Raw genomic sequence first — 11,985 nt, forward strand, 5'->3', positions numbered from 1 at the left:
TCGTCCGGAGGTCGGTGCGCGTTAACCCGGGCGCACCACGTCCCGCCCCGACCTTGGAGTGACCGCAGTTGCCCACACCCCTGTCCCGCCTCCCGGTGAGAGCGCTCGTCACGGCTCTCCTGGCCGCCGCCTTCGGTGCCCAGGCCGTGGCGGCGCTGCGCCCGCACGTCCCGCTGCTGCTCGCGGCGACGGTCATGTCCCTGGCCGTCGAGGCTGTGCTGTTCCGCTGGCAGCGCGGCATGCTGTCGGTGTTCGCCAAGTCGCACGCGGACATCACCGTGCGGCATGTGCTGCGGGACCTGCTGCTGGTGGTGGGCCTGCTGCGGCTCGGCGAGCAGCACCGGGAGACGGTGTACGCCCCGCTGGTCGCGGGCCTCCTCGCCTTCTACGCGTTGCACTGCGCGATCCAGGCGGTCTCGGTGCTGGTCCGCCGCACCCGCACCCTGCCGGTGGTCACCCGCAACATCGACGCCCGCGCACTGCGCCTCTCCCCCGCCCCGCCCCTTCTGCTGCGCCGCCCCGGCCACCGCCTGCTGGTCTTCGGCTTCCCGGCCACGGCGGGCCTGCTGACCACGGTGGCCACCGACGATCCCCGCTGCGCGGCCCTCGGCATCGCGCTGTCCCTCGGGCTCGCCCTGCTGGGCCTGCACGACCTTCTCGTACGGCTGCTGCCGAGCCGTCGTCCGGCGGGCGAGCGGGAGGCGCTGGAGTGGCTGGACGCCTGGCTGGCCGAGTACCGGCCGACGGTCGGCCTGTACTTCTCCGGCGGCGCGTCCTCGGCGTACCAGGCGAACATGTGGCTGGAGCCGCTCGCGAAGCTGGACGGCCGTCCGCTGATCGTGCTGCGGGAGCGGTTCATGGTGCAGAAGATCGCGCCGACCGACGTCCCGATCCTGTGCCTGCCGAAGGTCTCCACCCTGATGCACCTGGAGCAGTCCACGCTCCGGATGCTCATCCACCCCTCCAACTCCGGCAAGACCTCCCAGGTCCTGCGCATCCCCACGCTCAAGCACACCTTCGTCAACCACGGGGAGAGCGACAAGCTGTCGTCCTGCAACCCGTACGCGAAGGCCTACGACGAGGTGTGGGTTGCGGGGCCCGCGGCGCGCGAGCGGTATGCGTACGCCGAGGTCGGCGTCGAGGACAAGGACATCGTGGAGATCGGCCGCCCGCAGCTGGATGCCGTACAGCCGTACGCGGGCCCGCCGAGCGGGGACCGCGACGGAGCCGCCGACGGGCACCGCACGACCGTCCTTTACGCGCCGACCTGGGAGGGCTGGGACGGCAACCCCGGCAACACCTCGGTGATCGAGGCCGGCGAGAACCTCGTACGGGCGCTGCTCGCGGACCCCGGCGTACGGCTGCTGTACAAGCCGCATCCGCTGACGGGGTCGGTGGATCCGCGCGCCGGGGCGGCCGATCTGCGCATCCGCGAGGTGATCAGGGCGGCGAACCGGGAGCGGACGGGGGAGCGCCCGCGCGACACCGGCGAACTCGCCCTTCTCGCACAGGAGCTGGACGCCCTGACCACGACCGTCGTCCGGGCGAGCGCCGATCAGGTCGAGCGGATGATGCTCCAGTCCGCGCCGGAGCCGGGGCGGGCGGAGGCGGTGGCACGGGCCACGGCGGCCTGGGAGGAGGCGTACTGGGCCTCGCTGCCGGAGTGGGAGCACCAGGTCGTGACGGACGCGCGGCCGGCGCTGTACGCCTGCTTCAACCGGGCCGATCTGCTCATCAGCGATGTGTCGAGCGTGATCAGCGACTTCCTGGCGAGCGGCAAGCCGTACGCCGTGGCGAACACCAGTGGCCTCGCGGAGGACGTGTTCCGCAAGGCCTTCCCGACCGTGCGCGCGGCGACCGTGCTGACGCCGGACGCGGCCGGGGTGCCGGAGCTGCTGGATGCGGTCCGGCACCCGGAGAAGGACCAACTCGCCGAGGCGCGGGAGGAGTTGAAGCGGCATCTGCTGGGGCCGGCCGAGCCCACGTCACAGGTGCGCTTCAACGAGGCCGTACAAGCGCTGTGTTCGGCCGCGCAGGAGCACCGGGAACGGATGGAGGAGCGGCTGGCGGCGGAGCTCCCTGCCGAGATCCCGGATCAGCGACGGTCCCTCACGCGGGAGCAGCCCGCCCACCCGGCGTAGCCTCGCGCGAGGACTTCAGCATCCGCCGCGCCTTGCGCACCGCCCGCCGCAGGAACGAGTCCACGCCGCCCTCCCGGTAGCCGGGGAAGGCGCGGGCCTCGCGCGGTTCGGCGAGGTACACGGAGTCGGGTATTCCGGCCGCCGCGTCCCGGAAGTGCGGGTAGGCGAGGTAGACACGGCGGCCCTTCTTCTCCAGGAGGGCCGCCGCCTGCTTCTTGGCCTTGATGAACTCCACGACGGGCAGCAGGAGTTCGGGGCGCTGCTCGGCGACCAGGTGCAGCCGCAGGCGCTCCTCGACCTTGAGGCGGCGGGCGATGTCCGGCGTCCAGTGCGCGTCCATCAGGGGCTTGGCCAGTTCCAGCTTGTGCTGCCTGACCTTCTCGCTGTCCTTGGCGTACTTGGGCCCGAACTGCGGCAGCAGGGTGATGAGGAAGGGGCGGACCATGAGCAGGTCGCGCCGGTCGCCCGCGGGGACGTGCTCGGCTATCAGGTTCATCAGGGCGCGCGCGGAGTCGAAGCGCAGGGTGTAACCGCCGGTCTTGGTCACGTGCTTGCCGTCGTCGCGGCCCACCAGGTAGTAGCAGGTGTAGTCGGCGACCACGGAGATGCCGTCGGCCCGTAGATAGGCCTCCATCGTGAACAGGGCGTCCTCGCCGGTCCACAGGGACTCGTCGAAGCGCATGTTGTGCCGGGTCAGCAGTTCGCGGCGGAACAGCTTCTGCGCGCTGAGCGTGAACTTGATGTTGGAGGAGAAGACGTCTGTCCGGTCCAGCGTCTTGCCCCACATCGACTTCGGCGCGGTGCGGTTGACGCCCTCGACCCGGCCGAGGACGACGTCGGTGCCGTTCTTGTCGCCCATCGCGACCATGCGCTCCAGGGCCTCGGGGCCCAGCCGGTCGTCGGCGTCCAGGAAGAAGACGTAACGCCCGGCCGCCTTCCCCAGACCGACGTTGCGCGGGCCGCTGGGGCCACCGGAGTTGTCCTGCTGGATCACGGTCACCGGCATGGGGGCGCGGGCCGCGAATTCCTCCAGGCACTCCCCCGTGCCGTCCGTCGAGCCGTCGTCCACCGCGATGACTTCGATGCGCCCTGGGTCGATGGTCTGTGCCTCGACGGACGCGAGGCACTCGACCAGGTACGGCATCGCTTCGTACGCCCCGATGATCACAGTCACATCAGGCTGCGTGACGGTCACGTTTCCCCCTTGTCAACGGGATATTTCCCCCGTATCGCATCATTCGCTACCTAGTAGACGGCTGGGCGTTGCAAGCGGTTGCCTCACGGCCATGGTTTGGTGAGTCAGATCACAAAAGGGAACTGACATGGAGTCACGCTATTCGGGCAACGTAAGAGGCCCACTAGAAACGGCGCGGCCCCCGAGGATTCGCTCCTCGGGGGCCGCGCCGTGAACCTTTCAAATGGCCTTGCAAGTGGCCTTGCGGGTCAGGCCGTCACATCGTCCTCGGCCGCCGACAACCGCTGCCCGGGTACGGCCGCCAGGTCGCCTTCGGCGGCTCCGGCCGCCGCCCGTGACTCCTGGCCGACGTTGCGCGCGTCGGCCTTGATCGCGAGGTTCGCCACCGCGGTGTTGAACTGCTCGATGGACGTCGGCTCGTCCGGTCCGAGCAGGTACCGCTTGAGGTCCCCCCGGTCCTCGGCCAGCGGGTCGGCGGACGGGTCGCGTACGGCGTCCAGCAGGCCGCCCAGCTCGGCTGCGCTGTTGGACAGGATCGTCGCGGCGCGCACCGCCGTGTTCTGCCGCTTGAACTCCTCCACGCCCAGCTCGGCGGAGTCCGTGACGGCGTACGGCTTGCCGCTGGCGATGAAGTCGGAGACCACGCTGGAGATGTCGGAGACCATCGCGTCGGAGACGTTGAAGCAGTCGTACAGGCGCGGCTCGGCGCCCGTGATCAGGCGGTGCTCGTGGCTGCCGAAGGAGCGCCAGTACGCGGTGTTCCACTCGGTGCGCAGCCGGGCGATCTCCTCGTGCTTGGCGACGTCGACCAGCCCGTCGCGGGTGGCCTCGGCCTCGTCGCCCTTGCTGTTGCCGCTGCCCTTGCCCTTGCCCTTGCCGGACAGCTCGGCGAGGCGGGCCTCGATGCGGGCGAGCTCGGCCTTGGCGGCGGTCTGCGCGGCGGCGTCGGCCGTGAAGCGCGGGTCGGTGGCGCGCTCGGTGGCGGCCTGCTGGACCAGCGCGGCGATCCGCTGGTGGGCGGCCTTGGCCTCGGCGCTGACGGTGCCGGTGAAGGGGTGCGGCTTGTACAGGACGCGGACCGGCGGGTCGGCCTTGACCAGCTTCTTCACGATGTTCTCGCCGGCCAGCACGATCGAGGTGTTGCCGGGGTTGCCGTCCCAGCCCTCCCAGGTGGGGGCGTAGAGAACGGTCGGGATCCGGCCCTCGGGCACGCCCTGCCAGGTCTGGATCGGCGCCAGCTGCGGGCGGCCGACCTCGACGATGTCCTCGTCGCGGACACCGACGTCGGCTATGGCGTACCGGTCGCGGCCGGCGCGCCCGGCGGTCCACACCTCGTCGTAGACCTTGCTGTACGGGTTGACGCTGGCGAGCTTGTCGCTGTCGCCGTGGCCGATGAAGACGTGCTTCATGGTGGGGACGCGCAGCAGGTGGATGTTCTTGCCGACGTTCGCGGCGTACAGCGCGACGCGCACGTTCGACAGGTCCAGGTTCATCAGGTGCACCCCTCCGGGCACGCAGATGACGGGGACCGTGGTGGGCGCCAGGTTGTTCAGGATGACCCGCTCGCGCAGGATGATCAGCGGCTTGGAGTCCAGCTGCTCCATGGTTTCCAGCCACATGTTGACCTGGTACGCGGAGTCCTTGGAGCCGGAGAAGTACAGCACCGTCTCCGGCCGGTACTCGGCCAGCCAGTCGTCGACGGCGGCCAGGACCTTCTCCGCGTTCGGCGGGGTCTTCGCGCCGCGGACGTACGGGACGAGCGCCAGCACGTACAGGCAGCCCAGGCCCACCGTGACGCCGATGCCGATGAAGCCGGCGACGGCCGACTCCAGGGACGCCGAGACGAGGATGCCCGCGACGGCCGCGAGATCGAGGTGCAGCATCTTCTCCGCGGAGCGGTGCAGCAGCCGGCGCGGCGGGGCGTCCGGGATACGGATGCGCGAGGCGAGGTCGATGTTGCGGGTGGCGACCGGCATACGGCGGCGGTTGCGGATCAGGGTGACCAGCGCGCCGTGCGGGGCCTGGAGGCCGTAGAACGCTATGAAGCAGGCGATCGCGCCGTAGTAGATCAGGTCGTCCGCGAAACCGAGCCGGGCCAGCAGCAGGATCAGCAGCAGTTGTCTGATCAGGAAGCGGATCGACAGACCGGCCCGGACCTTGCTCAGGCGGTTGACCAGATAGCTGCTCTTGCGGTGCAGATAGTGGTCCGCCAGGTACGTCACGGCGGCCGCGGCCGCGAAGGCGGGGACGCTCGGGACGAGCGCGGCCAGCATGAGCGCCGGGAAGCCCAGGATCATGAGGGCCGCCGCGGCCAGCTCGGCCGGGCTGCCCACCCGGGCGACGCGAATAGCGGTGGATATCACGGAGAACCTGCTCAGGGAGAGGGGCCGGTCTGAAGGAGTGAGAGGGGTGAAGGACTCAGGCCCCTGTGAATTCTTCGTGAACGAAGAATCGCAGAGGCCTGAATTCCCTACGGCTATTAACTGCTGATTATGCCACGCCGTCCTGGCGGTCCAGAACACTGGCCAGCGCCTGCTCGAAGCCGGACGCCTTTCCGGCGGGCGCCGTCGGGTCCTGCTGGCGGACGTCGATCACATGGCCGGTCAGCTCGGAGAGCAGCACGTCGAGGGAGGTCCGGGCGACGGCCTCGGAGGAGAGCAGGCTGCCCGCGGGCTCCTGGCCGAAGGCCTTGGTGCGCATCGGGGTGGCGGTGCGCTCCGGGTTGATGCAGTTGACGCGGATGCTGTCGCCGGCCCACTCGTCGGACAGGGCCTGGGTGAGGTTCACCATGGCGGCCTTGGTCGAGGAGTACAGGCTGTACTCGGCGCGACCGCGGGTGTAGCTGCTGGACGTGTACAGCAGCAACTGGCCCTTGGTCTCGGACAGGTACTTGTACGAGGAGCGCGCGATCTGCACCGGGGCCAGGTAGTTGACCTTCAGCGCCTCCTCGATGGTGGCGTTGTCGGTCTCGGCGAGCTTGCCGATGCGCAGCACGCCCGCCGTGTTCACGACGTAGTCGATGCGCCCGGTCTCGGCGTACGCCTTGGACAGCGCGTCGTCGACCTCCTCCGGGTTCTCCACGTGCGTGCCGGTGGTGGAGCGGCCCAGCGCGTACACCTTGGCGCCGTAGGACTCGGCGAGTTCGGCGATGTCCTTGCCGATGCCGTACGAGCCGCCGAAGACGACGAAGGTCTTGCCGGTGAGCAGCTGGCGGTAGGCCTCCTCGCTGACCTGCTCGGGAGCGGCGGTGGAGGCCAGCTGGAAGAGCTTGTCGGCGATGAAGACGTCGACGGGCTGGGTGACCTTCATGTTGTACTCGTCACCCGCGACGACGTGGATCGGCACGTCCGGCAGGTACTTGAGCACGACGGAGCAGTCGTCCGTGGCCTGGAAGTTGGGGTCACCGGCGGCGACCTCGTAGGCCCGCTTGATCGTGGACAGCTTGAACGCCTGCGGCGTCTGGCCGCGGCGCAGCCGGGAGCGGTCCGGGATCTCGGTGATGAACTCGCCGTCCTCGCCGTGCGTGCGGGTCACGATGATGGTGTCCGCGGACGGGATGGCGACGTCGACGGCCTGGAAGCGCTCCAGCGCCACGACACAGTCGTCGATGACGCGCTGTGACAGCAGGGGGCGTACGGCGTCGTGGAAGAGGACGTTGAGGTCCTCGCCCTCGGCCAGGCCCTCGCCGAGGGCGTCGATGGCGCGCTCGGTCGTCTCGTTCCGGGTCGAGCCACCCTCGATGATCTTCTTCACCTTGGTGAACCCGGCCTTGGCGACGACCTTCTCGATGTCCGGCACATAGCCGGGCGCCATCAGCACGATGATGTCGTCGATCGAGTCGGCCTTCTCGAAGGTGGTCAGCGTGTGCTCGATGACTGCCTTGCCGGCGATCTTCAGCAGCTGCTTGGGGATCGACAGACCCACCCGCTGACCGGTACCACCGGCCAGGATCACTGCGGTGGTACGGGGCTTGGCTATGTGCTGGGACACAGGTGACCTACCTTGTGGCGACTGGGAACTTCGAAATGGTCCCACTTGGGGTTACCGCAGTGCAAGGTGAGCGTCCCCGGCTGCATATGTGCGCGCAACCTGTCATTCACCTTGTACGCATGGTCATTGTGGAGGGTGCCCTCCGGGCGTCCTGGCGAATTGCTGTGAGTAACCGCACAGGTTCACCGAAGCCGTAGCCGCTTGAGGCAGCGGTGGCCGAGTACCCGCACCAGCTCCGCCGACGACGTCTGGTGAACCGTACGCGACTTGGCGGGCGCGGTGTGCCGTACGGGCGCGGCGGCCGCGGCGGCGAGAGCCCCGTACAGGGCCTGCGCGGCGGCCTCGGGGGCGATGCGCGGCTCCGCGCCGGTCAGGGTCGCGGACTTCTGCACGGCGGACAGCTGCACCGCGGACAAAAGGCGCATGTCGCCGAGGATCCGTACCCCGGTTCTCTCGATACTCTCCGCCATCTCCGCGCCGATCCCGGCGGCGGCTTCGACGGCCCACTGCGGAGTGCGGATCTTCACGTCGCCGGGACCGGGAGTGCACGTGTTCTTCATATGCATCACGGCGCCGTTCCGGACGAGCTGTGAATAGAGCTCCTCGGGCAGTTCATTGGTGCGGAATTCCTTATTAAGATTCCGCAGCATTTCGGTCTCGGCGAGGGTGAGTGACCGATTCGCGGCATCCGGAACGGGCCGCAGAAGATGCGCGGGCAGTCCGAGCAGCGCCTCGAAGGTGCGCATCAGGCCCTCCCGGTCCCGGTCGTCGACCACGACGACGGTGACCCACTCCGGGCCGACCACGCGGGCCCAGCGCTCGACCAGCCGGTCGTGCCGGTGCCGGCGCCAGAAGCTGGGGTTGGGCTTCTCGTACGGCGGCTTCCTGAGCATGTGCCGCAGCCAGTCCTCGTAGCCCATGCGCAGGCCGTTCTGCGTGCACGCGGTCGCCGCCGAGCTGTGCGACGATCCGCTCGATCGTCGCGTCGTCCGGGGCGTCGGCGAAGAACTCGCTGCTGATCACGGACGTACGCCGCCCCGAGGCGCGCACCCGCTCCAGCAGCCGTTCCCAGTGCCGCGCGGTGGGCGCGGTGTCGCCCATCATCCCGGTGCGGGCGCAGGCCGCCAGGACCGCCTCCATGGGATGCCGGGTGCCGGCCGGCCACTCGACGCCGTGCCGGGCCATCTCCTCCCGCGCCTCGAACAGCGCGCCCTGGATCGAGGTGGTGCCCGTTTTGTGCGGGCCGATGTGCAGCAGGCGGGTGCCGGTGGGCAGCGGGGTGATCACGCCGCCGTTCGCAGGGATTTCATCTCTCGTACAGTCCGTCTCCATGGTCAGAGGACGGTAAGAGCACTTCCTGAGACTGTGCTGAGAGTGACCTGGGACACGGATGAGTCCCAGGTCCCATCAGGAGTGACGGGTGTTGCCGGTGTGACAGGAGCTACACGACCTCGACGCCCGGCTGCCCCGCCTCGACCCGCAGCGACGCGAGCGTGCTCGGCGTAGCCGTCTGCTGGCGGACCGTGTCCACGATCCGCACCTGCGCGTCGATGCCGTCGCGGCGGATGTCGAAGAGGTGGTAGCCGCGGTGGGCGTCGAGCAGCTTCCAGTGCGGGTTGTCCGGCAGTCGCGGGTCCCACTCCCGGTGGAAGGCGGCCTGGTCCTGGTCGCCGTTGCTGGAGATGGACGTCCCCACGAACTCGGCGCCCACGACGGCGGAGTCCGGATCGGCGTAGTCCTCCTTGAGGTCGCTGATCATCGTGAGGTGGCGGTCGCCGGTGAACACGACCGGGTTGCGGACCTGCTTCAACTCCTGCATCAGGGCGTTGCGTTCGACCTGGTAACCGTCCCAGGCGTCGTAGTACCAGAGCTTGCCCTCGCCGACCTTGAGGTCGGTCTCGGCCATCATGATCTGGGAGCCGATCATGTTCCAGCGGGCCGGCGAGTGGCGCAGTCCGTCGAGCAGCCACTGCTTCTGCTCGGCGCCGAGCATGGTGAGCGAGGGGTCCTGGGCGCCTTCCTGGCTGGTGGCCTGGTCGCTGCGGTACTGCCGGGTGTCCAGCACGCTGAGCCGGGCGAGGCGGCCGAACTCCAGGCGGCGGTACATCTGGATGTGCGGGCCGTTCGGGATGGCGCTCGCCCGGACCGGCATGTGCTCGTAGTACGCCTGGTAGGCCGCGGTGAGGCGGGCCACGAAGGCGTCGTGCGGCTGCTTGTCGGGGTCCTGCGGGATCTCGCCGGCGAAGTCGTTGTCGACCTCGTGGTCGTCGAAGGTGACCACCCAGGGCGCGTTCGCGTGCATCGCGGCGAGGTCCGGGTCGGTGCGGTACTGGGCGTACCGGTTGCGGTACTGGACCAGGCTGTACGGCTCACCCGTGCCCTCGTGCTTGCGCAGGGCCGTCGCCGAGGGTGTGGACTCGTAGATGTAGTCGCCGACGAACAGGACGAAGTCGGGGTCCTGGGCCAGCATGTCGGCGTACGGCGTGAAGTAGCCGTGCTGCCAGTTCTGGCAGGAGGCCAGGGCCATGCGCAGCCGGCCGCCGGAGCTGTGCGGGTGGGGCGCGGTGCGGGTGCGGCCGGTGGGCGAGATCTGGCCGCTCGTGCGGAAGCGGTACCAGTAGGTACGGCCCGGGCGCAGCCGCCGTACATCCACGTGAACGCTGTGCCCCAGCTCGGGCCGGGCCTGGGCGACACCGCGGCGCACCGGTTTTCCGAACTGCTCGTCCTCGGCGATCTCCCACTCGACCGACACGACGCGGTCGGGCATGCCCCCGCCGTTCAGCGGGTCCGGGGCGAGCCGCGTCCACAGCACGATGCCGTCGGGCAGCGGGTCGCCGGAGGCGACGCCGAGGCTGAACACGCCGTCGGGCAGCGGTGTTTCGGCGGCTCGGGCGGCGGTCGGCAGCCACAGCTGGGCGGAGGCCGCGGCGCCGAGCACCGCGGCGCCCGCGGTCAGAAAACGACGTCGGTCGGGCGATACGGATCCGGAAACACCGGTCATCGGCGAACTCCCCTGTCTCGCTGGCCTCTTGGACACTTTGGATGCTCACGCCCGTGGGCGGTCTGTCGGCTGAACTGCGAGCTTCGCGTGCATGACAAATAGGAAGACAACAGAAGACCCGTTGCGGCACGGGAACGTGCCCTTGCCACAACGGGTCTGGCGGTGGATCAGGAGTTGAACCCGGAGCCGAGCTTCGCGTTCGCCGCGACCGTGCCGAGGGTGCCGGCGCCGAAGGTGACCGAGCCGGTCGGGGTGATCCCGGCCGACGTCGACTTGAACACCCACACCGACCCGGCGTTCGCGTTCTCCCCCGGTGCGCCGACGACGAGTTCGGCGCGGCCGTCCTGGTCGGCGTCCACGAGGTGGGTGGTGCGGCCGAAGGCGTCGTTGGTCTCCGCCGCGCCCGGCACACCGGTGGTGTCCTGGTTGACCCCCGTGGCGCCGGTGCCGGTCAGGCCGCTCGCGCCGCCGCGCAGCACGATGGCCCCGCCGGCGTTGCTCAGCCCGCTGAAGTCCTCGCCGGGAACGCCCGTCGAGACATCGGCGTACCCGTCGCCGTTGACGTCGGCGACCGAGACGTCGGAACCGAAGCCGTCCATCCGCTCGGCGGCGCCCGGGACTCCGGCGCTGTCCTGGTTGACGTACATCGCCTTGGTACCTATGGGCCCGCTCGCGGAGCCGGGGACGAAGGCGACCCGGCCGCCCAGGGGGATCGGGGTGTCGAGGTCGCTGTCGTAGCCGTCGACGGGGCGGCCGACCACGATGTCCTCGTAGCCGTCGCCGTTCACATCACCCAGGCCGAGCGACTCGCCGCCCTGCACCCGCCAGCCCCTGCTGTCGCGGAGCACGACCCCCTCGGCGAGGCCGTCCCGCGCGCCCTGCCAGTAGGTGATGCGGCGGGCGTCGTACTCGTCGCCGTCGTTCATGGTGGCGACGACGTCGTCGATGCCGTCACCGTTCACGTCACCGGTGGCCAGGTCCAGGAAGCGCGGGTCGGAGTCGTCCTGGACGATCTGCTCCCCGCCGCTCGCCGAACCGTCCCGCCCGAAGGGCCCCTTGACGACCCGCAACTTGATGAGGCTCTCCACGACGACCAGGTCCGGCGCCCCGTCACCGTTCACATCACCGACGGTGAGCTCGTCCTTGGCGCTGAGCCGGTCGTAGGTGTTGTGCCCGTACGCCAGCGCCGCCCCGCCCGACAGCCCGTTCGCCCCGCCCCAGACGACCTGCACGAGCCCGGTCTCGGCGCCGCCTTCGACGGAGTCCTCGCCGGTGACACCGACGATCAGGTCCGCGTACCCGTCCCGGTCGAGGTCGGCGGTGCTGACCGCGCTGCCGAACCGGTCGTCGGTCTCGGCGGAGTCGGTGACACCGGCCGTGTTCTGGCTGATGACCTGCTTGGAGGCGGTGTTGAGCCCGCTCGCCGAGCCGTACACCACGGCGACGTACCCGGCGCGCGTCTTGCCGTCGACGGTCGCCTCGGGCGCCGCCACGGCGAGGTCGGCGTAGCCGTCGCCGTTGAAGTCGTCCTGGGGCTTCGCCGTGGCGGACGGAGTGTCCCCGGCGGCGTGGGCGGCGGGCAGCACGGCCGCTCCCGTCACCGCCATGACGACGGCGAGTCCCGTGCGCCAGGTTCCCTTACGCCTGTTCATGGTGCT

7 protein-coding genes are annotated in these 11,985 nt (G+C 69.8%); 1 reads left to right on the top strand and 6 read right to left on the bottom strand.

What is annotated here, in order from left to right; genetic code table 11:
- The first annotated feature begins 68 nt into the window (after positions 1-68).
- A complete protein-coding gene (locus EHO50_RS04465) occupies positions 69-2,141 on the top strand; it encodes a hypothetical protein (protein ID WP_128428461.1) in 2,073 nt (690 codons plus the stop codon).
- Here the strand turns inward: EHO50_RS04465 and EHO50_RS04470 are convergent.
- The 6 genes from EHO50_RS04470 to EHO50_RS04495 all read right to left on the bottom strand — a co-directional run bounded on the left by EHO50_RS04470 (position 2,110) and on the right by EHO50_RS04495 (position 11,979).
- Positions 2,110-3,336, bottom strand: coding sequence for a glycosyltransferase family 2 protein (locus tag EHO50_RS04470; RefSeq protein WP_128428462.1), 1,227 nt, complete (start codon positions 3,334-3,336; stop codon positions 2,110-2,112). The genes EHO50_RS04465 and EHO50_RS04470 overlap by 32 nt on opposite strands.
- A 248-nt stretch (positions 3,337-3,584) precedes the next feature.
- A complete protein-coding gene (locus EHO50_RS04475) occupies positions 3,585-5,669 on the bottom strand; it encodes a hypothetical protein (RefSeq protein ID WP_128428970.1) in 2,085 nt (694 codons plus the stop codon).
- 157 nt (positions 5,670-5,826) lie between these two features.
- A complete protein-coding gene (locus EHO50_RS04480; protein WP_128428463.1) occupies positions 5,827-7,326 on the bottom strand; it encodes a bifunctional cytidylyltransferase/SDR family oxidoreductase in 1,500 nt (499 codons plus the stop codon).
- Positions 7,327-7,508: 182 nt separating this feature from the next.
- Positions 7,509-8,246: a hypothetical protein gene (locus tag EHO50_RS44795; protein WP_246101014.1), complete on the bottom strand. Its 738-nt coding sequence runs from the start codon at positions 8,244-8,246 to the stop codon at positions 7,509-7,511.
- A 521-nt stretch (positions 8,247-8,767) separates the two neighbouring features.
- Positions 8,768-10,327 (bottom strand): alkaline phosphatase D family protein, encoded by a 1,560-nt coding sequence (locus tag EHO50_RS04490; protein ID WP_128428464.1) that lies wholly within the window; start codon positions 10,325-10,327, stop codon positions 8,768-8,770.
- A gap of 167 nt (positions 10,328-10,494) precedes the next feature.
- The gene (locus EHO50_RS04495) at positions 10,495-11,979 is read right to left on the bottom strand and encodes an FG-GAP-like repeat-containing protein (protein WP_128428465.1); all 1,485 of its coding nucleotides are present in this window, start codon (positions 11,977-11,979) and stop codon (positions 10,495-10,497) included.
- Positions 11,980-11,985: the final 6 nt, after the last annotated feature.

It is taken from the genome of Streptomyces cyaneus, from assembly GCF_004028635.1.
Classification (GTDB): Bacteria; Actinomycetota; Actinomycetes; order Streptomycetales; family Streptomycetaceae; genus Streptomyces; species Streptomyces cyaneus.